26 protein-coding genes are annotated in these 24,400 nt (G+C 50.5%); 13 read left to right on the forward strand and 13 right to left on the reverse strand.

What is annotated here, in order from left to right:
• The first annotated feature begins 134 nt into the window (after window positions 1-134).
• The 9 genes from R7V76_RS07415 (at window position 135) to R7V76_RS07455 (ending at window position 7,101) form a co-directional block, all read left to right on the forward strand.
• Window positions 135-605 carry an NUDIX domain-containing protein gene (locus R7V76_RS07415; protein WP_233494529.1) on the forward strand — a complete coding sequence of 157 codons (471 nt, stop codon included), beginning with the start codon at window positions 135-137 and terminating at the stop codon, window positions 603-605.
• A gap of 234 nt (window positions 606-839) precedes the next feature.
• Window positions 840-1,487, forward strand: coding sequence for a hypothetical protein (locus R7V76_RS07420; protein WP_318091838.1), 648 nt, complete (start codon window positions 840-842; stop codon window positions 1,485-1,487).
• The gene (locus R7V76_RS07425; RefSeq protein ID WP_318091839.1) at window positions 1,484-2,278 is read left to right on the forward strand and encodes a DUF3307 domain-containing protein; all 795 of its coding nucleotides are present in this window, start codon (window positions 1,484-1,486) and stop codon (window positions 2,276-2,278) included. The genes R7V76_RS07420 and R7V76_RS07425 overlap by 4 nt, the downstream gene beginning before the upstream one ends.
• Window positions 2,279-2,353: 75 nt before the next feature.
• On the forward strand, window positions 2,354-2,905 hold the full coding sequence (locus R7V76_RS07430; RefSeq protein ID WP_318091840.1) for a histidine phosphatase family protein: 552 nt from the start codon (window positions 2,354-2,356) through the stop codon (window positions 2,903-2,905).
• A gap of 2 nt (window positions 2,906-2,907) precedes the next feature.
• A complete protein-coding gene (locus tag R7V76_RS07435) occupies window positions 2,908-3,780 on the forward strand; it encodes a ComEC/Rec2 family competence protein (protein WP_318091841.1) in 873 nt (290 codons plus the stop codon).
• A 15-nt stretch (window positions 3,781-3,795) separates the two neighbouring features.
• On the forward strand, window positions 3,796-4,011 hold the full coding sequence (locus R7V76_RS07440) for a DUF3006 domain-containing protein (RefSeq protein WP_318091842.1): 216 nt from the start codon (window positions 3,796-3,798) through the stop codon (window positions 4,009-4,011).
• Window positions 4,012-4,170: 159 nt separating this feature from the next.
• The gene (locus R7V76_RS07445; RefSeq protein ID WP_290826579.1) at window positions 4,171-5,079 is read left to right on the forward strand and encodes an AAA family ATPase; all 909 of its coding nucleotides are present in this window, start codon (window positions 4,171-4,173) and stop codon (window positions 5,077-5,079) included.
• A 1-nt stretch (window position 5,080) separates the two neighbouring features.
• Complete coding sequence (locus R7V76_RS07450) at window positions 5,081-6,127, forward strand: DUF58 domain-containing protein (protein WP_012370474.1); 1,047 nt, start codon at window positions 5,081-5,083, stop codon at window positions 6,125-6,127.
• Complete coding sequence (locus R7V76_RS07455; protein ID WP_318091844.1) at window positions 6,124-7,101, forward strand: hypothetical protein; 978 nt, start codon at window positions 6,124-6,126, stop codon at window positions 7,099-7,101. Before R7V76_RS07450 ends, R7V76_RS07455 begins: the two co-directional genes overlap by 4 nt.
• 13 nt (window positions 7,102-7,114) lie before the next feature.
• Here the strand turns inward: R7V76_RS07455 and R7V76_RS07460 are convergent, their stop codons facing one another.
• Window positions 7,115-7,465 carry a winged helix-turn-helix transcriptional regulator gene (locus tag R7V76_RS07460; RefSeq protein ID WP_318091845.1) on the reverse strand — a complete coding sequence of 117 codons (351 nt, stop codon included), beginning with the start codon at window positions 7,463-7,465 and terminating at the stop codon, window positions 7,115-7,117.
• Between the two features lie 111 nt (window positions 7,466-7,576).
• Here R7V76_RS07460 and R7V76_RS07465 point away from each other — a divergent pair, with 111 nt between their 5' ends.
• Window positions 7,577-8,299, forward strand: coding sequence for an SDR family oxidoreductase (locus R7V76_RS07465; protein WP_318091846.1), 723 nt, complete (start codon window positions 7,577-7,579; stop codon window positions 8,297-8,299).
• Window positions 8,300-8,689: 390 nt separating this feature from the next.
• Here the strand turns inward: R7V76_RS07465 and R7V76_RS07470 are convergent, their stop codons facing one another.
• Both R7V76_RS07470 and R7V76_RS07475 read right to left on the reverse strand, forming a co-directional pair.
• Window positions 8,690-9,016: a hypothetical protein gene (locus R7V76_RS07470; protein WP_318091847.1), complete on the reverse strand. Its 327-nt coding sequence runs from the start codon at window positions 9,014-9,016 to the stop codon at window positions 8,690-8,692.
• A 142-nt stretch (window positions 9,017-9,158) separates the two neighbouring features.
• Entirely contained in the window at window positions 9,159-10,184 is a 1,026-nt protein-coding gene (locus R7V76_RS07475; RefSeq protein ID WP_318091848.1) for a helix-turn-helix transcriptional regulator, read from the reverse strand.
• A 112-nt stretch (window positions 10,185-10,296) separates the two neighbouring features.
• Here R7V76_RS07475 and R7V76_RS07480 point away from each other — a divergent pair, with 112 nt between their 5' ends.
• Complete coding sequence (locus R7V76_RS07480) at window positions 10,297-11,145, forward strand: alpha/beta fold hydrolase (RefSeq protein ID WP_318091849.1); 849 nt, start codon at window positions 10,297-10,299, stop codon at window positions 11,143-11,145.
• Here R7V76_RS07480 and R7V76_RS07485 read toward each other — a convergent pair.
• Window positions 11,131-11,799: a hypothetical protein gene (locus tag R7V76_RS07485; RefSeq protein ID WP_318091851.1), complete on the reverse strand. Its 669-nt coding sequence runs from the start codon at window positions 11,797-11,799 to the stop codon at window positions 11,131-11,133. The genes R7V76_RS07480 and R7V76_RS07485 overlap by 15 nt on opposite strands.
• A gap of 186 nt (window positions 11,800-11,985) precedes the next feature.
• On the opposite strand from R7V76_RS07485, the gene R7V76_RS07490 reads away from it, so the two are divergent.
• Entirely contained in the window at window positions 11,986-12,315 is a 330-nt protein-coding gene (locus tag R7V76_RS07490) for a YolD-like family protein (protein WP_318091852.1), read from the forward strand.
• A 125-nt stretch (window positions 12,316-12,440) separates the two neighbouring features.
• On the opposite strand, the gene R7V76_RS07495 is transcribed toward R7V76_RS07490, so the two are convergent.
• The 9 genes from R7V76_RS07495 to R7V76_RS07535 all read right to left on the reverse strand — a co-directional run bounded on the left by R7V76_RS07495 (window position 12,441) and on the right by R7V76_RS07535 (window position 22,648).
• Window positions 12,441-12,902 (reverse strand): general stress protein, encoded by a 462-nt coding sequence (locus R7V76_RS07495; RefSeq protein WP_114595719.1) that lies wholly within the window; start codon window positions 12,900-12,902, stop codon window positions 12,441-12,443.
• Window positions 12,903-12,996: 94 nt separating this feature from the next.
• Window positions 12,997-14,679 (reverse strand): FTR1 family iron permease, encoded by a 1,683-nt coding sequence (locus tag R7V76_RS07500; protein WP_318091870.1) that lies wholly within the window; start codon window positions 14,677-14,679, stop codon window positions 12,997-12,999.
• Entirely contained in the window at window positions 14,663-15,904 is a 1,242-nt protein-coding gene (gene efeB / locus R7V76_RS07505; RefSeq protein WP_318091854.1) for an iron uptake transporter deferrochelatase/peroxidase subunit, read from the reverse strand. The genes R7V76_RS07500 and efeB overlap by 17 nt, the downstream gene beginning before the upstream one ends.
• A gap of 4 nt (window positions 15,905-15,908) precedes the next feature.
• On the reverse strand, window positions 15,909-16,739 hold the full coding sequence (gene efeO / locus R7V76_RS07510; protein WP_318091855.1) for an iron uptake system protein EfeO: 831 nt from the start codon (window positions 16,737-16,739) through the stop codon (window positions 15,909-15,911).
• A 130-nt stretch (window positions 16,740-16,869) separates the two neighbouring features.
• Window positions 16,870-18,534, reverse strand: a complete 1,665-nt coding sequence (locus R7V76_RS07515; RefSeq protein ID WP_318091856.1) for a DUF2339 domain-containing protein — start codon at window positions 18,532-18,534, stop codon at window positions 16,870-16,872.
• A gap of 145 nt (window positions 18,535-18,679) precedes the next feature.
• The gene (locus R7V76_RS07520) at window positions 18,680-19,759 is read right to left on the reverse strand and encodes a C39 family peptidase (protein ID WP_318091858.1); all 1,080 of its coding nucleotides are present in this window, start codon (window positions 19,757-19,759) and stop codon (window positions 18,680-18,682) included.
• Between the two features lie 174 nt (window positions 19,760-19,933).
• Window positions 19,934-20,983 carry an oxidoreductase gene (locus R7V76_RS07525; RefSeq protein ID WP_318091860.1) on the reverse strand — a complete coding sequence of 350 codons (1,050 nt, stop codon included), beginning with the start codon at window positions 20,981-20,983 and terminating at the stop codon, window positions 19,934-19,936.
• 73 nt (window positions 20,984-21,056) lie between these two features.
• Window positions 21,057-21,542, reverse strand: coding sequence for a GNAT family N-acetyltransferase (locus R7V76_RS07530; RefSeq protein WP_318091861.1), 486 nt, complete (start codon window positions 21,540-21,542; stop codon window positions 21,057-21,059).
• A gap of 233 nt (window positions 21,543-21,775) precedes the next feature.
• Entirely contained in the window at window positions 21,776-22,648 is an 873-nt protein-coding gene (locus R7V76_RS07535) for an SDR family NAD(P)-dependent oxidoreductase (protein WP_318091863.1), read from the reverse strand.
• A gap of 162 nt (window positions 22,649-22,810) precedes the next feature.
• Between R7V76_RS07535 and R7V76_RS07540 the strand changes: the two genes are divergently transcribed.
• Complete coding sequence (locus R7V76_RS07540) at window positions 22,811-24,274, forward strand: potassium/proton antiporter (protein ID WP_318091865.1); 1,464 nt, start codon at window positions 22,811-22,813, stop codon at window positions 24,272-24,274.
• Window positions 24,275-24,400: the final 126 nt, after the last annotated feature.

Here is a 24,400-nt window from a genome sequence, read left to right on the forward strand (position 1 = left end):
TCAGGCAAGATTACCACGAAAGTTGTGGAGCGGGCAGTTCGGAGCTTTAGCTTATAGGATTCGTTTCATCAAGCAGCTACGGACATGTTCCTCGGCTGCTTTTGTGCCATCTGCCAACTGGAGAGGTGATGACGATGAAATTCAGAAGACGCGAAAAAGTAGCTATCTATATCACACGGGAACAACCAGAGGGATGGGAACTGCTTGTTTTTCATCCGCAATCAGCTCCAGACAGTGATTGGCAAATTCCTGCAGGGACGATCGAAGATGCTGAAATCGCCAAAGAAGCAGCGGTTCGCGAAACGCTCGAGGAAAGCGGTTTATCACTGGCGACCGTTCAGTACGTAGGTGAAGAAGAAATGCGTTATCCGGAACGCATGCGGGTGCATTACACGTATTTCTACCATGCGCATATCGAATGTCAGGAAAACCGATGGACGCATTGTGTTGCTGGTGACGGTCAGGATTGCGGTGATTTTTTCCATTTCGCTTGGTTACCGCTTGAACGAATCACGCAACTTGAACGCCGGCATCATATTTTCCTCGACCGCTTGATGAGTCGTTTGGAACGCACACATCATTACGATTGTCGGAAACACGGTTAACACCGTGTTTTTTTGTTTTGTCTCACTATCTTGAGTTTACCTTAATTATGAGACGCTATTTATTAACTATTGATAATATATGTTATGTTAACTTAAAAAAATAAAAATTATTTGGTTGGTCTTTGTTTTTCTCCACTTCCCTGTTACTCTAAATACAGTAACACGTCTAATGTTACCTTTTAACCGGTAACAAGTGATAAGTAACCGTATATTCGGTAACAAGGAGGATTTTTTATGCAAGCTGTTGCGGTTTCCTTTGATATTCAAAATTCTCGGAGCTATTCGAGTAAAGAACGATTGTTAACCGATCTGCACCAATTGGCGGATCAGTTGAACGAGGCATTTCCAGCAGCGCTCGTACCTTTTCAAATCAAGTCCGGTGACAGTCTGCTTGGTGTATTTAACGAGTATGCCGTCAGTTATCCGCTCATGCTGATGTTGCTGAACCAACCGTTAGACGGTTATATCGGCATCGGATTCGGCCAATATGAGACGTTATCGACGACGCATGCCGATGAAGCCAACGGCAGTGCCGTTATTTTCGCTTTTGAAGCCCAGGACGCCGCCAAACAGACGGCCAACCGGATTGCTTTTGCCGGGCCGCCCTATTTGCCGACCGCCCTGCTGAACGGTTATATCGAGATGTTATACCCGGCGTACTTCGGCAAAACGGACCGCCAAATTGAATTACACCGGCTGATGGATCAGCATCCGGAGGCCACGTACGAAGAAATAGGCTTACAGATGGGATTTCATGAAAAAGATGCGCGCATGAATGTTGCGAAACTTGTTGCCCGCTCCCAACGTAAACAACGTAAACGCTTGGAAAAAGCATTCGTCGACGCTTTAAACCAGTTGCAGGTCTGGGAGGCGATCGGATGACTTTACTCTTAAGTCTGCTCCTCGTCCATCTGTTGGCGGATTTTCCGTTCCAAAGCCAACGGATGGCGAAATTAAAACAGCGGCAACTCCGAGTATTACTCGAGCATATGACGGTACATAGCATCGGGACAGCTGTTGTCCTCGGCATCTTTTATAAGTGGGGTGATTTGAGTGGCGCGACTGCCTGGATCATCGGCGGTGTCATCATTGGGACACATGCCTTACTGGACGGCTCGCCCTTCAAACGTCTTTTACATCCGGCACTCGCATTTTGGATTGATCAACTACTCCATCTTACGATTCTGACAGGGATTGTCGTCTATTTGACACTAGTCGACTGGCCGACAACGTTTCCGCTGCTGGACCAAATCTTATGGGTCAGCGTCTGGGGTTTGATTGCGACGGAATTAATCGGACGCGGGATTGCCCCGCTACTTGCACCCTTTGCTCCCCGCCTGATTGAATCGCATTTTGAGCGGAAAGTGACGCGGAAAGAACAACTGGACGGACTGAAGCGGTCCGTCACGCATGAAGTCGAAGATTCCGCCCGGAGTTATACAACGGAAATCAACGGTGTCGGCCGCTACATCGGACTCGTCGAACGCGCCATTATTGTTTGCCTCGTAGCGGTAAACGCAACAGGAGCCATCGGATTCATCATCGCCTTAAAAGCGTTGGCCCGGTTTAAACAGTTTGATGACCGCCGATTTGCGGAATACTATATCATCGGCAGTTTACTGAGCATTCTTGCTGCCTTGCTGTGCGGGATGGCGATCCGTCTTGCCCTTTAACGACAACAAGACGATAGATTGAGAGATAGAAAGAGAGGTGGACGGTTTCTTGATACAAGCGACCGTCGCGAAAATATGAAACAGATTGGATTAGTCAGACACCACCGGGTAACGGAAGGTTACCCGACCAAAGGCTGGATCAGTGCAGCCGACATCGAAGCCTGGATTGAACGGTATGACGTCTCAACCATCGATGTCCAACCGGTTGAACTCGGCAACATCGACTGGACGATTTGTTATGCCAGCAGTATGCCACGAGCCGTCCAGACGGCGGAAAGCGTCTACGGGAAAGACATCATCGTGACGGACCTGTTACGGGAAGTCCCGTTCCCGACGATCCGCTCGCGGATCCGTCTCCCGTTCCTCGCCTGGGCACTGATTGGAAGGCTTGTCGCGCCATTCAGCAAACGAATTCAAGCGGAAATCAAAGATGCCAACGAGCGGATTACGGTTCTCTTGAACCAATTGACGTTTGAACAACAAGAACACGAACGGGTTTTGCTCGTCGGACACGGCGGGATGATGATTCTGATGCGGTCCGCCTTAAAAAAGCGCGGTTATGTCGGTCCCCGCTTCGGTCATCCGCGCAACGGCATGTTGTACCTGTTTGAGAAACGGGAGGGCTAGGTATGAAATGGGGTTCCGTTCTGCTGCTTGCGCTCTGTCTGATTGTCATCTTTTTTATGACACGAGACGACGAACTGTTACCTGGTGATCGTCCGGAATCGTCTACCGTCATTCACGTCTACGGCTTTGACGTCGGTCAAGGCGACAGTACCTTGATTCAGACGAAAAACGAAACGATTTTGATCGACGGCGGGAATAACGGCAAAGGAGACGATGTCGTCCGCTACCTGAAGGAACTGGGGATCACCCGCCTGACAGCCGTCATCGCAACACATCCGGACGCAGACCATATCGGTGGGCTCGATACGATTCTCGATGCCCTGCCTGTCGATCAAGTCTACGCGCCACGCGTCAACCACACGACAGAAACCTACCGGGACTTCCTGCTCGCCGTCAAACGGCAAGGAATCACCATTAAAACCGCCAAAGCCGGTGTTTCGATTCCGAGTGACGAAGTGAAACTGAACTTACTCGCCCCACTTCGCGACGGCACCCGTGATTTAAACAGCTGGAGTACGGTCCTGCAACTCGTTCATGGCGATCATACCTTTCTCTTCATGGGAGATGCTCCGATTCGGACGGAACAGGACTTGCTCGAATCCGGAGTGGATTTAAAGGCTGATGTGTTAAAAGTCGGGCATCACGGTGCGGATACCTCGTCCTCGATTCCTTTTTTACAAGCAGTCCACCCTTCCCGTGCCTTGATTTCAGCCGGCGAAGGTAATGCGTACGGTCATCCGCGGCCGACCGTCATGAATGCGCTTGCGGCGGAAAGCATCCAGGTCGACCGGACGGACCGGATGGGCACCGTTCAGTACACGTCAGACGGTCAGACGATTCAGGTCAAAAGCCGGACCGACTTACGTCCCGAGTAAAGGAGAGGATACACGATGAAAATGACCGTCACGGAATTTGACGGAGACCAGGCGATTTGTGAGACGGAAAACCGTGAAACGGTGCAAGTCCCCCGCTCGCGTCTGCCCCATACCGCAACGATCGGTGACTGGCTCGAATGGCGCGGTCGTTCGATCCGGATTCTCCGGGAGGAAACACAGAACCGTCGGCAGGAAATTGATGATTTGATGAATGAACTGTTTGAAGACTAAAACTCCGTTCCTTGGCCTGTCAGTGGTCAAGGGTTTTTGTATTCGCAGTCGATTTTCCAATAATAAACAGCAAATCTAAAAAATCGACTTAAATCACTAGCAGTTTTTTCTGAATTTTCGTAAACTTTAGGAATACGAAACAAAAAGGGGGATTTATCCATGTTCCAACAATTACGAACAAACTTAAAGCAAGCGGTCCTTGGACAAGAACATGTCATAGATCATCTTCTGATCGGCCTGTTGTCGGAAGGTCACGTTCTGCTTGAAGACCGGCCGGGTACCGGTAAGACGACACTGGCCAAATCACTGGCCAATACACTGGATGCCAAGTTTTCCCGCGTTCAATGCACCGCGGATACCTTACCGACCGATCTGCTTGGGATGGAATTGTTTAATCCGTTGACCGGTTCATTCGAACAACGGTTTGGTCCGCTGTTCGCCAACATCGTTCTTGTCGACGAAATCAACCGGACGACGCCGCGGACACAGTCAGCCCTGCTCGAAGCGATGGGCGAAGCCCAGGTGACGATCGGAGATACCTCTTATACGTTACCGCAACATTTTCTAGTCATCGCGACCCAAAATCCGTTTGACGGTCAGGGAACGTTCCCTCTCCCCCATGCGCAACTCGACCGCTTTTTGTTCAAACTGTCGTTTGCTCCGCTCGATCGACAGGTCGAAAAAGCCTTGTTACAGGGAGCTCACTTACAACCGAGTCCATTCCAGGTACCGCTTGAGCAACTGAATACCTGGAAACAGGAAGTCCAGGCGGTCACGATTGAAGATGCCGTCGAAGATTACCTGCTCGACGTCTGTGATGCGTTACGGGCGCACCGGGACGTTGAGATCGGTCCAAGCCCCCGCGCTACCTTGGCGCTCCTACAGGCGGCAAGAGCACGGGCCTGGATGCATGACCGGACATACGTGACACCGGAAGATATCAAGCAGCTGGCAAATCCGTTGCTTGCCCACCGGCTTGTTCTGACACTTGAAGCGACATTAAAGATGACGAATGGTCGCTTGGTCCAGCAGATTTTGGAGTCGTTGACTGTTCCGACCGAGGTGTAATATGCAATTGATTACACCGAAGTCCTTTCATCCGATGATTTTATTTTGGATTGCCGTTGCAGCCGGTATTTGTACATTATATGGCTCGATCCTGATTGCGACACTGCTCGTCGCGTACACGTTGTACGGGTATCTCTTGCCGAAGTACCTCGAATACCTCGGAGAACGTCTGAGCGTCCGGCTCGTCGAAACGGTCCGGGCGTTCCGGGACGATCCACTCGCCATCCCGTTTGAAATTCATAATCCGACACGGTTTGCCCTTGGAAAGGTGACCGTGTCCGGTCTTCTCGGGGAACAGGTCCGGATTGAGGACGCCAGCAGTCAGTTTTGGCGGCAACATGTCTATGTGCCGCGTCAGGCCCATGTGCCGTTTCAAATCGATGTCACGGCAGCCAAACGGGGAACGATTCGGATCCAGTCGTTTGATATCATGATTTCCGATCCGTTTCATCTGATGACGCTGTACTTGACGTTACCGATTCAACAGCTTGGTCATGTCTTCCCTGATTTCGCACCGGCCTCCGTCGAATGGAACGAACGCCAAATTCCCGGTGAGACGATTGACCGGTCGAGTCCGTTTACTGACCGCTCGAGCTTTCATTCGGTCGTCCCTTACGCGGGCGATGCGAAAACGATCTACTGGTCTGCTTATGCCAAGACGGGGGAACTGTATTCCTATCAGTATGACCGGATGCGTAATCATGACTATGCCGTCATCATTGACGGACTGTCGGCGGACGGTTTGGCTTTACGCGGCGATTTTGAAAAACTACTCTCCCGGGCGGCAACGATTATCCGCGAACTGGAAAAACAAGGCGCCTCATACAGCCTCTGGATTTCAATGGTCAATCGGGACGGACAGTGGTATCACGTACCTTCCGGGAAAGGGAAGGAACAATTCTTGCGGACGATGGAATGTCTCGCCCGAATTTCCGAATATGATTTACCGCTCGAACGCCGTTACTTCACGAAACGGCTTCAACGGACCGTCCCGTCGACGACAGCCGAAATTCATCTCGGACACCGCCATAAGGGGGTGAGCGCATGATCACCTGGTGGATTCTCGTCATCAGCTTGTTGCAAGCCCCGCTCATCATTCTGATTTTCCCGGTGCTCGCCGTCATTCCGGCGCGCCAAATCCGGATCGGCGTTCAACTGGCGGCAGCTGTTGCTTTTCTGTTGATTTCTCCGCTGATCAGTATCCTGCTGTTGCTTGCGATTGCCCTCAGCGCATGGCTCGAGACCGTGGATCACCCGTATAAATTTGCCGTCAGTGCGACGGTTCTGACCGGACTGTGTTTACTGTTACCCGGATTCAATCCGCCGCTCGGTGCGTATCTTCTGCTCGGTCTCGTCTGGGGAATCCCGTTCCTCAGACAGCATCTGATTGAATGGCGTCGGATTGTCGCAGGTGTTTCATTATTTCTAGGAGCCAGTCTGGTCCTCGTCACCTTGATCCGACTGCTGAAAGAAGCGCTGTTCGGTTCTGTTGCGAACCTGACACGTCCGGCTCTTGAAGCGTTCGGCTCCCTCTTCACCTGGACATTACCGCTCGCGGAACAGATCGATCAAAAAACAAAAGCTGACAGTACATCCGGTTTATCAGACATCGCCCCGCAAGAAAGTCTAAAAGCGGCTACCCTGAGTTCCGACACACTGTTTTATCTGAACCTGACAGGAGTGGTGCTGGCGCTTCTCGCCGTCGGCCTCACGTTCTACCTGATTCGTAAACGCCGGGTCGTCGTAACGGAAGCTGAACCGGTCGTCCGGATGACGGTGCCGAAGCAGGCAGTGCCTGTCAAAAAACACAGCCAGCATCCGCTTCTGAAAATCGCCTCGCAACTCGAACAGGCTTTTCCGCGACGCCATGACGAGACGACCGTCGAATGGCTGACACGGATTGAATTTCCGGAAGCTGCTACCCACGCACGGCTTCTCGACGGCATTGAATTCAGCCGTAGCGAGCCGGCGTACGATCTTCAACTGTTCCGGAAATATGTCCGCGAACAAATCGAACGCTGACAAAAGCCCTTGCTCATGGAGCAGGGGCTTCGTCGCATAGAGTACGCATCAATTGATTGCGCGGCGTTGTCGAAAGACCCCAGTCACAAATCGCATCGAGGATTGGAATCAGTGATATTCCTTTATCACTTAGAGCATATTCGACGCGTGGCGGGACTTCCGGATAAACGGTCCGTGTGATCAAACCGTCCTGCTCGAGTTGCTTCAATTGCTGTGTCAGCGTCTTCGGCGATACATCTTGGATGTATCGTTCGAGCTTATTGAAGCGAACCATACCTTCTTCATGCAATTCATATAAGATCATCACTTTCCACTTCCCTTGAATCTGACGCATCGTCGCATCGAACTCATTTAAATACGTCATACGGTCCCCTCCCTTACCAAAAGGTAACTCACTGACCAAAAAGTGCGTACTTTTCGGAATGGGCCTCCTCTGTTACCTTTTATCTATCATATCAAATAAGGAGACGATATTATGAAAACAGGATTCATTGCCATCACTGGTGCCACATCAGGAATCGGGCATGCGATTGCCCAAACCTTCATCCAAAAAGGATACCGCGTTTTGTTGCTCGGACGACGGATCGACCGTCTTGCGAATCTCGCTTCGGACGATGTCTTGATCCGACAAGTCGCAGCAACGGACCGCCAAGCACTGGACGCCGCCTTACACGATGCTACCGAACGCTTCGGACCGGTCGAAGCAATCATCAACAATGCCGGTCGGATGTTACTCGGTCAAATCGAGATGCAAGGACCAACGGAATGGGAAGAGATGTTTGACGTCAATGCACTCGGTGTCTTACATGGCATGCAGGCGGTACTCCCCTCGATGATCGAACGAAAGACCGGAACCATCATCAATATCAGCTCGATTGCCGGTAAAAAGACGTTTGCGAATCACGCAGCGTATGTCGGAACGAAGTTTGCCGTTCATGCTATGAGTGAAAACGTGCGTGGCGAAGTTGCATCGCATGGTGTCCGTGTCATGACGATCGCTCCTGGTGTCGTCGAGACGGAATTGCTTGGACACACAACGAATGAAACGATCAAAGATGGATACAACGACTGGAAAGAGTCGATCGACGGCGGTTTGGATCCGCAAGTCGTCGCCGATACGGTCCTGTTCGCTTTTGAGCAACCACAGCATGTCAACATCCGAGAAATCGTCCTGGCCCCGACGAAACAACTCGATTAAACACAAGACCCGAACGTCTGAGAAGATGACCTCTTTTCAGATGTTCGGGTCTTGTGTATGACGTGCCAGGAATCAAGAAAACTCCTGTAGCGATGCGCTACTGACCCGGTAAGAGGCGTTGAAGCAAATAAAAAAGTGCCCTCCTTCTCGGGTAAGAGAGGATGCACCTTTTCTTCTGCCTGAAACAACTCTGAAGAAGAATTGTTTATTTATCTGCATCGATCTTCGATGCTTTACGCGCGATGATGACAATAAAGACGATGGCAGCAACCGGAAGCACGAGTGGCATCCAGTCCAGGATATACTGTGTATTCATCGTATCCCCTCCTCCAAGACATGCTGGTACTCTACACGTAGCATATTCCAAAAGACGGGACCATGCAAGCTTCGTCAGATCCGCGGCAACATCGAGTAGATGACGGAATAATAGATCAAGACACTGGTCGAGACAGTATAGACTAACAATATGTAGGGTGCGAATTTCGGCTGAGCATGCCGCTTCAGCACTTTCAGTGAAAACATCGTGATTCCTAACGCAAATAAAGGACTAAAGCCGAAGACCACAAGATCCATGGACATTAAAAGCTCTGTGCTGAAGAGTAGATTAAAGGCGAAAATCGATAATAAATACCAAGACGTGTAGGATAAACAGATGAAAAAGAGGTATGACACGCCCGCAATAACGCTTCCCATCCGTGGTTTTTCCATATGTTGCATGATGCCCCTCCTGTAACAAAAATAAGATATCCTTAATGGTAATCGGAAAAAGTCCTTAAAAATATTCAAATATGAATATACGACAAAAAACGACAAAAAAAGATCTTCTGCTCGCTTCAGCAAAAGATCTTCTCTGTCCGTTTTAGACACTTTCATTCATCTGTGGACTGACCGGAATACCTGCTTGATACACCTTGGCAAGCTCCAACACTTTATTCTTAAAGGCCTCCCGGCAAAAAGCTGGCTCCAAAATCTCCGCTTGCTCCGCAAACTGAATCAGCCACATCATGAAGCCTTGGGAAAACAGCGCTCCGACCTTGACCTCAAACCAGTCCCCTTCGAGACGCCGGCAACGAATGTCCGTCCCGAACCGGTCGACGACGGTCGGCATGACGCTTTCATGGAACTTTAACGTCAACTGTTCCTGTTCGCCACCGTACATATTGAACATACTGCTCAAATAAGTTGCTTCGACCTCGACCGGTGTCTGCGCCGGCTCAAAGACACTGCAATTAACGATTCGATCCACGCGGTAAGTCCGGATCTCTTCGACCCGTTCATCTCGTCCGATCAAGTAGTAGTTCCCGTTATCGACGATTAAATGAGCCGGCGTGACGAGATAATAATCCCCGTCGCGACGTAACTCGAACTTTCGGGTCCGTTCGTTAAATTTGCCCTGATATTGAAAACTGATGATGTCCTGTTCAATGATCGCTTTTTGGATGGTATCAATCGAAAACGGGATGACGCCTTTCGGTTTCTTGACGGTATGTATGACCGGCGTCAACGTTTTTGCCAGACGTTTACTCGTTAAAGTATGAATATTACGGACCAGAACCTCCGTTTCACTTTCAGAGATGAACTTGGCGCTGGCAATCGCATCCACGAGTAATCGTAAATGATGGTATTCGAACGGACGGCTGACCAGATGATACGGAATCGCAAGACCGTTTTTGGTTTCTTCCGCATGAATGTCGAATCCTGATTTAGCCAAAGCAGCAATGTCCTCTTTTAAGGACTTGCGGGACAGCTTTTCAATCAGTCCTCTTTTCGACAGTTCGGTACTCAATTCTTCTAATGTTAACGTCTGTTCTTCATCTGAATACTGCTCAAAAATGTCTCGAACGGCTAATAACCGATCCCGATTGGATAATTTTTCATTTGGCACGGGGCATCCTCATTTCCTATCCATAAGATGTTTGATTATACTTGGATTATACCTCAAAAAGAAATGAAGAATAACAATAATATGGAAATATTTAAGAGATAGGAGAATTTGGATGCAACACATTGCCGATTGGGAAGATTACCGATTTGATTACCGGGACAGCGGAACCGGTCCTGTCATTTTACTGATTCACGGGACACAATCCGATTACCGGGAAGTCTATCACGTCGAACGATTAATTGAAGCCGGATACAGGGTCATCGTCCCATCTCGTCCTGGATATGGAAAAACACCGTTGCATGTCGCCTCGTCACCCGGCGAGTTGGCGGCTTTTTACCGGAGATGGCTGGCTTCTCGTCACATCGAACAGTACACCGTATACGGCATTTCTGCCGGCGGACCGACCGCGATTGCTTTGGCGAGCGGTAATCCGGCTGTCAGTTCGCTCGTACTGGCCTGTGCGATGACACACCAGATTTCGCTTCCTTATCAGGACTGGCTTATCCAACCGCTCCTTCAGCGTCCGTTGCAACTCGTGCAATGGTTATTGTGGCATTACGTGAAAGATAAATTGGTTAAGTTTCCACAGGAAGCGTCCGTTCGGATGGTTGAAATGACGAGTCTGTTGCAGCGGGACGAAATCCGCCGTCAATTAAATGGAGCTGACCAGCAATTGTTGTATCAAGTCGGACTGCAGAACGGACCGGGCCGGGGGGTGTTGTTTGACTTGACGCAGCAGATCGATCGTCCGCTCCTGCAGACCATCTGCTGTCCGGTACTGATTGTTCATTCCAAAGCGGACCGGGCTGTCCCATTCGAACATGCACTTTACGCCCGGCGTGCCATTGCGCATGCCCAGTTCATCGAGTCGGCGAGCCCCGGACATCTGATTTGGATCGGTCCGTCTGCACGTCGTGACGAGCGAATGATTGAACGCTTTATTGCCTTAAATCACTTGTAGACGGACACGGAGGTTCAGCTTTTCGTTTTCTTCCTCAATGGAGATGATTCCCCGCGCCGTCAGTTCTTCGATCGCCAAGCGGGTCCGTTCCAGATTAAAGCGCGCATACCGGGCAATCTCCGCTATGCCCATTCGGCAGGACAGTTGGTTCGCCTTGATCTTCGACGACGGTTTGGCGACGGAACGTTGCAACAGACGCCAAAAAACTTGCCGCGCATCATCCGACAGCGCATATGCATTTTTTTCGATGACCGGCGGGACGTACCGGATATCCTCCCGGATGCGCCGGATGAGGTAGAGACTCAACCAGTCTTCCACGTCCGCCTGAATCCGGAAAAATTCAAACCACCATAACTGATCGAGCGCTTCCGCTTCATCATGACGTAATGCCCAGGATGCCGGAATGTCGTCAAACTCTTCATCGAGAAAGTCTTCGTAATCCAACGCTGTTTCATATAGGACCTGGGGTGGGATACGGTCAAGCGTCTCCCGTTTTTGATATAAATCAAAACTCATCCGCCGGAAGTGTTCGACAGATCCGGCGACTTGACTGAGTTGCATCAACTGTTTCGTGATGAGACGGGCAAGTCCGTCCAGTTCGAGCTGAACGGCATATAAGTGTTTTTCAAGAGCAATCAATGTACTTCGTTCCATCAGACAGTTCCTCCTCTGTTCGTGGCATACTTCTAGTCTTTTTCCGCAAATCAGACATTCAAAACCAACCGCTGTTTGTCTGCCGGTACCGGATGACTTGTTCTTCCTGAAGCGGGTTTATCTCCCAAATAAATCGGGAATATTTTGATGCAGTGGTTTAAACGATTCAATCGGAGGTGGAACAACGTGTTACAGTCCAAAAAGCGCACGCAGCGAAAGTGGAGACAACGCACGACACGTAATCATATCCTGCAATTGGAACACTTGTACAAAGCACATCCTGCCCGAACGACGCCACAAATCAAAACGGTTTTTCCTCAACTGTTGGAAGACGCTATCCGAAACGGGCGTCCGGTGACGGTCCGTTACCTGGATCAGGGAAACGAAGCCGAGTTGACCGGATCGGTTACGGCTCTTTTTCATGCCCGCGCTCTCATTGAAATCAAGACCTCGACCGGCTTACGGCGTCATCTTCCTTATGAAGCGGTAATGGATGTTCGTGAATCCATCACATAAAAGTCTAGTCATCCGAAAATCTTCCTATACATGTACATGCCAACAAGGGGAACGGATTCAAATCCGTTCCCCTTGTTTATTGAAAAACTGACCGGATTGTCAGTTCCTGTATTCATGGACAGCCTTTATTTTTTATCCAGCTTGACGTTTTGGTCAGCCGGTAAGGTTGTCGTTGTTTCTTCCTCTTCGAGCTTCGGTACACCTGCTCCGTACTCTGTTGTCTCGTCTTCGACATAAGAGGCGGCAAACGCCGGATTCAGCAGATCGGATTTTGAACCCACGATGACGATTCGGCCGTGACGGACTTCCTCTTCCAAATCTTCAGCTACATCCTTCGTCATGCCGAGCTCCGACAACTGGGCAATCCGGTCTTTCCGGTTGCTGCGGACGGTCGACATCAATGTCTCAAAAAATGATTTTTTGGTTACACGATACGCTAACGTCTGCGTGTCGTTGGCAATTCGTTCTGCCAACTCTTCATCCTTCGCAAAGATGTAAATTTGTTTATTCGAATAACCGCTTGACTTCAAGCTCGTCACTTCTGCGTCGACGGCTGTCATGTTCCGTACGATTCTAGTTTCAATCATCTTGTTTCCTCTCCTTCATGCGAGCCGACTTTCTACTCTCGATATAAAGTTATTCCCGAAACATAATGAATAAAACATGAATCGCCAAAACGTATCAACCGGCTTTTCGCAACCGCACCGCCGGGCGCCGTTTTAATACTAACGTCAGCCCGACCACCAGACCTAACAAGATTTGCGGTAGCATCGTTTCGTACGTCGGATAAAAACCGATCCAGGAAACGCTTGGCAGGTAGGAGACGGCATGCATCGGCACGATGCCCGTCAGCTGTAACGCATGCAGGCTGGCGCCTAAGATTTTAAAGGCCATAAGATAAATCAATCCGGTCGCCGCTAAAAAGAGCCGGCTGATCGGCAGACGCACTCCGAAATAAATGACCGCGAGTGAACAGATACCGATCAGTCCGATCGCTAAAATAATTCCCCCGGCCAAAGCAGTCGTCGTCATCGCCGGAGCCATCCCGACATAAAACAGCAGTGTCTCAGCCCCTTCCCGGAAAATCGTCAAAAAGCTGACCGCAAACAATGACCGTCCCGCAAGATTCATTGCCAGACCGGTTTGCCGTGAAGCAACCGCCGTTTTCGAATGTAACCAGGAACCGACGAGCAGCATCATCAATACCGCGACCAGTCCGGTCCATCCTTCAATCTGCTCCCGACCGACAGCAGCGAGTGCCGTCGAAAAGAACTGTTGAATCACGAGCGCCAGCGCTCCGCTCGCGAGTAATCCGAACAGTGCGCCGCTCCAAATCATTCGTTCTCCGGTCATCTTGGCTTTTCGGGTGAAAGCGACCAGCGCACTGATGATCAGCAATGCTTCGAGCCCTTCCCGTAACATGACGAGCATCGCATCAACAAAAGAATATGTCGTTTTCTGTGCCAAGACCTGAAGTGACGTGATGATCGGTGCCAAATCGGTCCGGGTGGAGTCAACCGTCGACTCGTCTAAACGCGACAACAGCACCGGCACTTCCGATTCAATCGTCGTATATAAAGAACTGCTTCGGGTCCGGACCTCCCCTTCCCCGCTCGGCCAACGTTCAATGAACGTCGTCAGCGTCTTCTGCGCCGCCGGGACATTGCCGGCAGCGAGTTGCTGATCGGCTTGTTTCAGCAAGGCTGTCAGTTCGGACAATCCCGTCTGTTCCGCCGCTTGAACGGTATCACCTTGCAGGAAAGATCGGATGCTTGCGTCAAACTGATCGAGTGCTGCATTCAGCTCCGACCGATCAATCGTTTCCCGCGCCAAAGCGATCCGGATGGCGGACAGTCCCATCTCGACTTGACCGTAATGGCCGATGCTTGTCTCCCGGACGACGGTTTCGCGGTCCGTCCACGCCTGCAGTAAGTCAGATTGCAACTGCTGACGTTCAGACATCGTCGTAGCCTGCCGGAGCTGTTTCGTCCAGCCGAACAACTCTGTTAACCGTTTTTTGGCCACAGGATCTGTTTTCGGCTGACCTGTTTCCTCCAGCGTCCGGACGGCCGTCGACAGTTCCGTCAAACGTTGTCTGACCTCCGGGAGGGTGGTTTGTTTCTGAACTTCTGTCAACCGTTGTTGAATGACCTTTTGTTCGGCAGAAGCCGGCAGGCGGTCAATCTGTTTTTCAAGTGCGGTCAAAGTCGTCTCGAGCGTACTCCGATCGTTATTATTGACTGCTGACAACGCTTGACCAATCGAGACGTACAGCGCATCTGTCTCGGAATCCGCATGGGCAACCGGACTGCCTATTGCCGTGAAGAGGAACAATGCCAGGAACACGTTAAGCAAAGAGCGCATCACCGATGTAGCCTCCTTTTTGAATCCCGCCAAAACAGGCGAAAACAGCACTGCCGCGATGGGTAATGTATTCATTTAAACGGTCGGACGCCGCTAAACGCCGCTGAATCGTGATGAACTGTTTCGGTGACCGCTGGTATGATAAAAACAACAAGCCGGCATCGAGTGCCCCGGTCGTTTCATTGATGCCCGCCTGATAGGAGTAGGAGCCGCGTAACAACTGTTCTTTACCTGATCCGTGTGCGACTGCCGTATGCGAATCTTTCGGAAGTGATGCTTCTCCGCGTGCCGTGCGTTTACTTGGCGTCACGGATGCAAATTCGTCTTTTGAACCGAGTGGTGCACCGGATGCCCGGTCCCGGCCGAAGGTGCGCTCCTGTTCTTTCAAAATCGTCCGGTCCCAGACTTCAAGATGCATCTGAATTCGGCGGACGATAAGAAAACTGCCATTTGTCATCCATGGTGAGCCGTCCTGCCACTGATAAAAAAGGTGTTTATTCCGAATAGACGGCTGCGATACATCCGGATTTCCGGTTCCGTCCTTGAATCCAAACAGATTCCGTGGTGTCCCTCCTGTGGCATCCGCTGCTTTTGACCGTTGGAAACCGGTCTGAGTCCAGCGGATTTTGACGACGCCCCGACCAATCCGGGTCAAGTTCCGCAACGCATGAAACACGACCTGTTGATCGTCGGCACAAATCTGGACGACAAGATCCCCGCCCGCCCATTTCGGGTCGAGCTGATCAAGATCAAAAGCTGGCAACTCACGGAGCAGATCCGGACGCTTATGACCGATTCCGAACCGGTCGTCCACAAACAGACCGTGTCCGCAACCAAACGTAAACGTCAGATGGCTCGCTGACAGCCCTTCCGCCTCCCCAGTATCTTCCGGCGGGACGTACAGACTGTCCGAGTCACCGAGCGGCAAGCCAGCCGTCAACCGGGCGCATGCCCGTGTCCAGCGTTTTAACAGGTCAATCAATTCATCGCGTCGTGTCGTCTGAACATCAAAGGCGACGACCTGGACATGATTTTGGGGCGGTGTCAGGATCCCCGCCTGATACTTGCCGTAAAACGGAACCTGATCCGTCGCTTCGGCGGTCAAAGCACGCGGTAACCACCGTTCGAGCCCGCTCGCGTAAAGAGCAGCTCCGAGTCCGGTCAGTCCGGCAACTTTCAGGACGTCACGCCGTGTGACGCCCGCTTCTAAAGTAGTCCGTGTCATCGATTCAGCCCTCCAGTACGATTCCCATCTTCGAGAGCGGCTCGGCCAGCTCGTTGATGGCTTGACTCAATTGTTTGACGTCCGCTTTGGATAACGCAGTATAGAGCACATATCCGTCCTCTTTCTTTTTGGCTTCCAATAATCCGTTGACATCAGCAAAGCGGGCGGCAATCTCTTTCGACAAAGCGGCATCCTGTTTTTGAAGCGCCGGGTTCAACAGTTGATAAATTTTTTCTGCCCCTTGAACATTGGCTGCAAAGTCATACAAGTCCGTATGGGAATAACGGTCTTCTTCCCCTGTGACTTTCGACGTTGAAACTTCGTTCAATAAATCAGTCGCCCCGGTGACAAGCAGTTCCGGGGTCACGTCGACGGTTTCGACTTTTGCCCGGAGCAGATGAACATCCTGCATCAATTGATCGGCGTATCCTTCGTATCCTTTGGTTGTCCCTTTTTCAAACAGTCCTTGTTCGATCCGGTGATAGCCACCCCATTCCGATTCCTTGACATCCCCTTCACGGGCGTCGATTTTGGGATCGAGATCCCCGAATACTTCGGCAATCGGTTCCGCCCGCTCATAATGCATCCGCGTTGGTGCGTAGAGCGCTTTCGCCTCTGCCAAGTCACCCTCTTTGACCGCTGTCGTGAACGCTTCCGTCTGTTTCGTAAACTGCTCCAGTTCTGCAATCGCATAGGTCCGGTAATCGGCCACGACCTGTTTGAACGGGTCCGGCTTGGGTGTCGCCGGTTTCGTCGTCGCGGTTTGTTCATTACAGGCTGCCAGTAAAGCCGTCATCGATAAAAGTCCGATAGCCAATGTTTTTGTATGTCGCATGGATGGTTCCCCCTGATCGTTAAGTAAGTTCATCAATCAGTATAGTCGATAATGATAATCGTTATCAATATATTTCAATAAAAAAAATCCTCCCTTGCAGACGGCATTGTCTGGAGAGAGGATGTCTGATTCAGGATTCACGTTTCTTGAAATACGTCCGCGAAATGATAAAGGCCACGATGCCGAAGCCGATAAAGACAAACGCTTTTTGAATCAACGATAGGAATGACAAGTCAAACAGCAACAGTTTGACGGCACTGACCGACAACAACAGCAGACCGGACAGGCGCCAGGCCGCTGTCCCGCGAATCCGGCCGATTGCCACGAGGACAAACGATAACAGGATGTAGGCAACAGATAACGTCGTACTGCGATCTGTTTGATCAAGCGCCGCGTAAAACGGCAGTTCCATTACGATCAGCGTATAGGTGACAAACACACCAGCAGCAGCGAAAAACAGCACAAGCTGCCAATATTTCCGCCACACTGCTTCCCCATGCGTCCGAACGAGCAGAACGATGAACGCTGTCGTTGCAAGTGTCAGACCGAACACGGAGACGGCATACGACTGATCGTTGAAGCGGTACGTTTCATATGTTCCGATCGTATACAACACGAACATCACATACACGACAATCCCGAAAAACCGTTGGTGCGGTACTTGCTGACGTTTGACGAACCATAGACCAGCAATTACGAAAGCGTAGAGAATTGAACGGAACTGATCACCAAAGCTCAGCGGATCGACCGGTATCTGCGAGATCGCAAACAGGACGGCGACATGACCGACCCCATTTTGCCACGCGTCCTTCGTTTGATTCGCGACGACGTAAGCGAGTAGTGCAAACAGAACCGCGAGTCCGTAACCAAACGGCCAATCGATCACGGACAGACTGAACAGGACCAACCCGCCCGCTATCCAGCTCGGATAGTTATACGTGAGCGGCAGTCTCGTCCCGATATAGGCGAGACCGAGATAAGCCATGACAGAGGCAACGAGTAACGTCACTTCATCAATCAGAGGACGTGTCTCGAAATTGACAGTGAGACTGCCGAAAACAAGCGCCAGGAAAAAGACGCCAGCAGCAACCGGGTACGCCTTGACTGCTTTCAGACGAAGGACAGCAAATAACAAGGCAGTAAATAACAACACTTCGTACAGTAAAAAGAGGAAGACGTTCGGCTCATCGGATAACTGGAGAAACGGCAATAAAAAGCCGGTAATCGAAACCAGCACCAGCAATGCCGTCGAACGCATCCACAACATTAATCCATATGCGATCGCGAGTACGACGATCTCTAAGAAAAAGGCCAACAGCGGGGGATAAAATTGATATAAGGCCATACCGGCAAATAACGCCGACAAGGAGACGATCGTTCCGGTCGCGACAAGCCCGACGCCAAGCTCACGTCGTTTCTTCTCATACTGAAACTCTCCGAGCGCCATGACGAGCAGACCGATGACGACACCACTTCCGATTCGGACCGCCGGGCTGATCAGTCCGGCAAGTGACGCATAGGAAAACAGAAAAATCGCACCGATTGCTGCAAAAATTGCTCCGATCCGCGGTAACCAGACCGTCGCCAGGACGTTTTCCCATTCCTCCCGCGTTCGGGCTTTTTTCACGACGGGTGTCCGGGTTTTTTTGACGAACGCCGGTCGGACGGCTGGGCGCGTCACGGAAGAGACCGGTTCCGGCGGCAATTCTTTTGCCGATTGGTCTTCCAATTGATCGACACGAGCCTTTAAGCGGACGATTTCCTGTTCCAGCTGTTCCAGTCGTTTGTCATCCATTTCTTCACCACTCCTTTCAAGAAGAACTTACAGAGGTTGTCATTATTTTACACGATTTTTAAATCGATTCCCATTTCTTTAAAAAGCATCATTGGTCGACCGCATAAAAAAACCGGTGAAGCCAACCGCTTCACCGGTCAATCGATTAACGGACAGATAACGCGTACTGTCCTGTCGTGTTGTAAACAGACGTAAATTGTGAACGGCTGACCGTATATTTTCCACGGTAGGGATCGGATACCGTAAACGCACTGCTTGAGACACCTGTCACGAGCATGACGTGGTAGTTGCGGTAACCGGTAAACGTTTTACCGTCCGGCTTGATCCAAGAGAAGTAGCCGTACGGATTTTTGAAATCAACGGTCGCCCAGACGATGACCGGGTTTCCTTTACGGATTTCACTTTCAATTTTGCTGACCCCTTGTTTCGAGATATCAGCCGCACCGCTGCGGTATTTTTTCGCGAGCGGCAGGATGCCTTTCGGATAAATACCCCAGTTTTTATAATAATCAAGTGTTCCTGCCGGATTTCCGGTAAACATTTTTTCCGGATCGGCCCAGTAATACTTACCGTTTTTGTAGGTCGCATTTGTCATACTTTTTGGCATCTGGTTATATAAAGAAGACGCGGAAACCGCTTTTTTCTTGTATTCGAGTGCCATTTTCAAGGAGACGAATTCACAGCCTGACGGATAACCGAGCGTATACTGGTTGTAATACGGCACGCTCAATTGTTTCGACGAACTGCTTGGTGCCGTTTTCGTCAAATACTGCGTCGACACGTAACGGTAGCTGCCGTTGTATAAAATACGTGTCCAGCTGCCGGATGTTCCGTAAGACGCGACCTTTACGCCTTTGTTCAGTTGTGTGACGGTTTTCGCCGTCGTACTTGGCGCGGTTCTGACGTTTAATGTCCCGACCGTCGTATAACGCGCACCGGTCGACGTATACTTCGATGTCGTAGAGGTGCGGACATAATCTTTGTGTATGTAGCCCGGTTTTGATTTGTACGTGATTTTATACCAACTGCCGGACGTCCCGTTTGAAGTATAGACGGCTCCTTTAGTGATGTTCCCTAAGATCTTACTTGTTGTCGATGGTTTTTCACGAACGCGTAACACATCTGTCGTGACCGTCAGCTTCGTGGCTGCTTCTGCAATGAGCGATGGACTGAACACACCGAACAAAACACCTGCCAGAATGATGGACGTAATGATTTTTTTCATGATAAACCCCCTTGTGTTTGTAGTATACACAATTTTTCCCATCTTTTTGAAATTTTAATCAATATTCCATAAGAAAATTCTGAAAAATTGTGATATCTTTTCCTTTATAACAAAAAATCTCAGCGCTGCATAGGCAGATTGCTGAGATGTAATTATATTGATATCTAAAAAATTTTAATTTCGGAGGTCTAAAATGAAGGGGGACGGCTTCGAGAAACCTTGCTCCATCAGGTGAGCGACCAGTTTTGTGTCTTCTTCCAAAACCGGCAACGGTGTCCCGTGAACGATACTTTCATAAAAGGCACGGTATAATTTGCCGTAGTCTCCGACCGGGCTTGGAATCCGGACATCCTGAAGATGACCGTGATCGTCATGGTACAACAACCGGCCGAAATCATCTTCGGAGTCTTCACCGAAGCCTTCCTCTCCCGGGAAGTAGTTTGCTTTGAGATCGAGTTCCTGCCGGTCGATATGCTGTTTGATGAACGTTCCGTTTGTGCCGTGAAGCATCCAGCGCGGAGCACCCGCTAACGCGATATGACTGGTCCGGACACTGACTTTTAAGTCCGGATAATAGAAATCGAGGGCAAATGTGTCATCCGGATTGCCGGCTAAGCGGACCGTCCGGATATCGTAGCCGACCCGGTCCGGTTTCCCGAACAGGGCGACGATTTGATCAATCGTGTGGACACCGAGACCATATAAGGCGCCATTTTCCGGACGCGGAATGGCCGGAGCTGCGTCAGGCCGGTAAAGGTCGAAGTGTGAGACCACTTCGACGAGTCGTCCGAGCTTGCCCGAACGGATGACTTGTTCGACGACTTGAAAATCACTGTCAAAACGCCGGTTTTGATACGCCAGCAGCTTGACGCCTTGCCGATTTGCTTCCTCGAACAACCGGTGCGTCTCGTTTTCCGTCACAGTAAACGGTTTTTCGACCAACACATGTTTTCCATGCTGCAAGGCTTGCAGGGCGTAGGCGAAATGCGTTGCCGGCGGGGTGTTGATGACAACGACCTGAAGCTCCGGATCGTTCAGCATCGTATCCAAATCCGTTGTAAAGCGGACATGCGGCAATTGGGACGCATAGCTTGCCTCTAATTCCGGTTTTGCTTTTCGATTATAAATCCAGGTGATATCAAAATGGTCCTCAATCATGACGTAGGGCAGATGATACCGGGTCGTACTTTTTCCAAAGCCGATAAAACCAATCTGAAGTCGCATCCGATCACTCCTCGAAACATTCTTTTTCTAACCATACCAAAGCAGGCGGAACTTGTCCTATCTAAATGCCCCGTTATTTCAGAACCGGTGTTTCCTTATACTCATATGTCGCAAAACCGTCACGAATACCTTGAGGCTCAAAACCAAAGGACGCATAATAACGGTTCAAGAAGTCATTTGTCGCGAGACAGTCGAGACGCAACCGTTCCTGCTCTGCCGTCGTGACCGCAATGACATGCCGTAACAGTTGTTTGCCGACACCAAGTCCTTTTGCCGTCTCGCTGACGACAATCCGGTGGATGTAGAGCCCTTCCGTATCCGGCCACAACGTCTGATCCCAGGCGAGCGACGGCAACAGCGCAATCGAACCGAGCAGTTCCGCCCCCTGTTCAAAGACATACAGCCGCCCGGCCGCCAGATCGTTTGCGACCAGTTGCTGTAAATCTTCCTTCAGATAAGCGGACCACTGCCGGCTCCCGCGTGCTTGAAACAATTCGGCTTTTTCGCGCAACAAGGTCGCAATCTGTTTGACGTCCTGTTCAGTAGCTAGTCGTATCATAGTGTTCCTCCTGTAAAAAAAATTCTCCTTCATCCTAACGAAAGTGAACCCAGAAGAAAACTGTTTTGCACAAAGTCCTGCAAAAATCACAAAAACGCATGAATTTGTAATTTTTTTCATAGTTTCAGATTCTATATCTCGATACTGTATAGTCAGGGAGTGATCAGACCCCCAGTCTGCACAACACAGGTCTACCGACTTCCCACGAGTCGGTAGACCTTTTTTAAAGCCGTTTAGACCAATCCGACCCAACGTTTGGACAATGCGCGGGCTTGTTGACGGTATCCCTCATCTTCTACGACGGGATTACTGAGTCGCGGCGCTGAATCCGCGTAATACCCGCCGTTGTCAATCAGATCGTCGGTCGTCGCCAGATACAGGGCGGTTTTCGCCCCGTATTCCGGGGTATACAGCTTTCCGGTCCAATAGCCGACCTGGGCAATCGGCTTCAGAACAGTTTTCAGCACTTTTCCGTATTTCCCCCGGTAAAACAGGTCTGTGTTGACGATTCCCGGGTGAACACTGACAAACGTCGCCCGCGAGCCGTATTGTTCCGCTAATTCCCGCATATGAACCATTTGCAGAAGCTTTGATTCCCGATATGACTTCATCGGGTTATACTGCTCTTTTTGGACATGTGCAATCGCCTCGAGCTCGAGATCGGTCCGGATCATCCCGCCTTCTCCCGCCAAGGAGGAAATCGAGATGACGCGGGGATCATGTCCCTGCTCGATTAACGGCAGCAACCGTTCAATCAAATAAAAGTGACTGAGGTAATTGACTTGGAACTGGGATTCAAATCCATCTTTCGTCACATGATACGGCGGAACCATGATACCGGCATTTAAAATCAGGCGATCGATTCGACCGACCCGGTCAAACAGCACATCTGCAAAACGCCGTACGGAATCAAGCTGATCGAGTTGAACGATTTCCACTTCCAGATTCGCATCGGAAACGGCATGTTCCCGTAAAAGTTGAATCAGCAGTGTCGCTTTTTTTTGCGAACGGACGGTTGCGATGACACGGTCTCCGCGTTCCAGCAATTCTTGAATCGTTACCATCCCCATACCGGAGTTTGCTCCTGTGACTACACAGATGTTCATATAAGATGCCTCCTCTTTCTTCAATCAATCATCCATTATGATACGTGTTTTCCTTTTTTTACGGATTTATACACATCTTCCGGCAAACTATTTTCGGAAGCAACCGCAATGAATGACGTATACTAAAGAAAAGACGTCTTTCACTGAAGGAAGGGATCGCCTATGAACGAAGGAACCGTCCTGTTGCTGGCCGGTGTTCTCTTGTTGCTTGCCATCGTCACGACGAAATTTTCTGTCCGTCTGAACGTCCCGACCCTGATTTTATTTGTGTTTGTCGGTATCCTCGCCGGAACGGATGTCTCCGGCTTGATTGATTTTGCTGACTTCGAACAAGCCCGTCTGTTCGGTACGATCGCACTCGTCATCATCTTGTTTGACGGCGGCTTGAATACGAAATGGCGGGATTTCAAAACTGTACTGCCGGCAGCGTTATCCCTCGCAACCGTCGGTGTCCTCGTCACGACCGGACTGATTGCCGGCGTCGCCCATTACCTGCTTGATTTCAGTTGGCCGATTGCCTTACTGATCGGGGCCTTGATCGGTTCGACCGATGCAGCCGCCGTCTTTTCCCTGCTGAACGGTCGTCCGATCGATCAAAAAGTGAAGCATACGCTCGAAGCGGAGTCCGGAACAAATGACCCGATGGCCGTCTTCCTGACAATCCTGTTCACGGAATTCGCTTTGGATCCGGCAGCCTTTTCCGCCTTACACGGTATCCTGCTGTTATTTTACGAGATGGGCCTTGGTCTCGTGATCGGTCTGTTCGTCGGCTGGTTGTTGACGGTCTTGATGAACCGGATCCAGTTGCAGTCGTCGGCCCTCTACCCGACACTTTTGATCAGCGGTGCACTCCTTTCCTACGGCGTCGCGACAAGCCTTCATGCGAGTGGCTTTTTAGCCGTTTACGTGACCGGAATATGGCTCAGCAATCATGATTTGATTTACCGGGATATTCTCGTCCGGTTCAGCGGCAGCCTGTCTCACTTGGCGGAAGTCGGTATGTTCATCATGCTCGGACTGCTCGTTTTTCCGAGGCAACTGTTCGACCCGCATACGCTGTTTGTCTCCGGCGTCATCGTCTTGACGTTGATTCTCGTTGCCCGTCCGCTCGCCGTCTATTTATCCCTGTTGCCTTTTCGTTATAATTTCCGCGAACAGAGTGTCATCACGGCCGCCGGCTTACGCGGCGCCGTCCCGATCATCCTTGCGACCTACCCTTTGTCGAGTGGCTTACCGGACGCTTATCCGTTATTTAACATCGTTTTTTTCGCCGTCATGACATCGGCGCTCCTGCAGGGGACCGCCTTGCCGTGGGTCGTCAAGCTGATGAAGCTCGATGCGAAACCGGCCATCGACATCGAACCGTTGATCCAGTTCATGACGGTCGCGAATCCGAATGCCGAAATCGTCGAAGTCAGCGTCCCGTCCTATTGCCGCATCGATGGGAAAACGCTCCAAGAGATTGAGATGCCGCAGGATTTGCTGGTCGTCGCCGTCATCCGGCAGAATGCCATCATCACACCGAGGGGACAAACCCGGTTAATCGGAGGCGATCAACTGTTGATCCTGACGCCGAAACAATCGGAAGAACGGATTCGGAAATTGATTGCGTCGCTTGGAATCTAAAATAAAAAGAGGCTGGGACATAACTAGCTGACTTGTAAAGAAAATAAGGGATTGCCATCGTCACGATGCGCAATCCCTTATTTTTTCGTCACCTCTTATCAAATTGCCCCTCGGGCAATACTTTGG

The sequence above is a fragment of the Exiguobacterium artemiae genome, assembly GCF_033342815.1.
In the GTDB taxonomy this organism is placed as follows: domain Bacteria; phylum Bacillota; class Bacilli; order Exiguobacteriales; family Exiguobacteriaceae; genus Exiguobacterium_A; species Exiguobacterium_A artemiae_A.

What these genes read in the sequence shown, in the direction of transcription:
- R7V76_RS07430 (WP_318091840.1), top strand. Translation starts at nt 2,354, where the DNA reads ATGAAACAGATTGGATTAGTCAGACACCACCGGGTAACGGAAGGTTAC.
- efeB (WP_318091854.1), bottom strand. Translation starts at nt 15,904, where the DNA reads ATGACACGGACTACTTTAGAAGCGGGCGTCACACGGCGTGACGTCCTG.
- R7V76_RS07470 (WP_318091847.1), bottom strand. Translation starts at nt 9,016, where the DNA reads ATGCAACATATGGAAAAACCACGGATGGGAAGCGTTATTGCGGGCGTG.
- R7V76_RS07440 (WP_318091842.1), top strand. Translation starts at nt 3,796, where the DNA reads ATGAAAATGACCGTCACGGAATTTGACGGAGACCAGGCGATTTGTGAG.
- R7V76_RS07415 (WP_233494529.1), top strand. Translation starts at nt 135, where the DNA reads ATGAAATTCAGAAGACGCGAAAAAGTAGCTATCTATATCACACGGGAA.
- efeO (WP_318091855.1), bottom strand. Translation starts at nt 16,739, where the DNA reads ATGCGACATACAAAAACATTGGCTATCGGACTTTTATCGATGACGGCT.
- R7V76_RS07425 (WP_318091839.1), top strand. Translation starts at nt 1,484, where the DNA reads ATGACTTTACTCTTAAGTCTGCTCCTCGTCCATCTGTTGGCGGATTTT.
- R7V76_RS07420 (WP_318091838.1), top strand. Translation starts at nt 840, where the DNA reads ATGCAAGCTGTTGCGGTTTCCTTTGATATTCAAAATTCTCGGAGCTAT.
- R7V76_RS07520 (WP_318091858.1), bottom strand. Translation starts at nt 19,759, where the DNA reads ATGAAAAAAATCATTACGTCCATCATTCTGGCAGGTGTTTTGTTCGGT.
- R7V76_RS07485 (WP_318091851.1), bottom strand. Translation starts at nt 11,799, where the DNA reads ATGGAACGAAGTACATTGATTGCTCTTGAAAAACACTTATATGCCGTT.
- R7V76_RS07435 (WP_318091841.1), top strand. Translation starts at nt 2,908, where the DNA reads ATGAAATGGGGTTCCGTTCTGCTGCTTGCGCTCTGTCTGATTGTCATC.
- R7V76_RS07455 (WP_318091844.1), top strand. Translation starts at nt 6,124, where the DNA reads ATGATCACCTGGTGGATTCTCGTCATCAGCTTGTTGCAAGCCCCGCTC.
- R7V76_RS07450 (WP_012370474.1), top strand. Translation starts at nt 5,081, where the DNA reads ATGCAATTGATTACACCGAAGTCCTTTCATCCGATGATTTTATTTTGG.
- R7V76_RS07540 (WP_318091865.1), top strand. Translation starts at nt 22,811, where the DNA reads ATGAACGAAGGAACCGTCCTGTTGCTGGCCGGTGTTCTCTTGTTGCTT.
- R7V76_RS07480 (WP_318091849.1), top strand. Translation starts at nt 10,297, where the DNA reads ATGCAACACATTGCCGATTGGGAAGATTACCGATTTGATTACCGGGAC.
- R7V76_RS07465 (WP_318091846.1), top strand. Translation starts at nt 7,577, where the DNA reads ATGAAAACAGGATTCATTGCCATCACTGGTGCCACATCAGGAATCGGG.
- R7V76_RS07500 (WP_318091870.1), bottom strand. Translation starts at nt 14,679, where the DNA reads ATGCGCTCTTTGCTTAACGTGTTCCTGGCATTGTTCCTCTTCACGGCA.
- R7V76_RS07535 (WP_318091863.1), bottom strand. Translation starts at nt 22,648, where the DNA reads ATGAACATCTGTGTAGTCACAGGAGCAAACTCCGGTATGGGGATGGTA.
- R7V76_RS07515 (WP_318091856.1), bottom strand. Translation starts at nt 18,534, where the DNA reads ATGGATGACAAACGACTGGAACAGCTGGAACAGGAAATCGTCCGCTTA.
- R7V76_RS07460 (WP_318091845.1), bottom strand. Translation starts at nt 7,465, where the DNA reads ATGACGTATTTAAATGAGTTCGATGCGACGATGCGTCAGATTCAAGGG.
- R7V76_RS07495 (WP_114595719.1), bottom strand. Translation starts at nt 12,902, where the DNA reads ATGATTGAAACTAGAATCGTACGGAACATGACAGCCGTCGACGCAGAA.
- R7V76_RS07445 (WP_290826579.1), top strand. Translation starts at nt 4,171, where the DNA reads ATGTTCCAACAATTACGAACAAACTTAAAGCAAGCGGTCCTTGGACAA.
- R7V76_RS07530 (WP_318091861.1), bottom strand. Translation starts at nt 21,542, where the DNA reads ATGATACGACTAGCTACTGAACAGGACGTCAAACAGATTGCGACCTTG.
- R7V76_RS07525 (WP_318091860.1), bottom strand. Translation starts at nt 20,983, where the DNA reads ATGCGACTTCAGATTGGTTTTATCGGCTTTGGAAAAAGTACGACCCGG.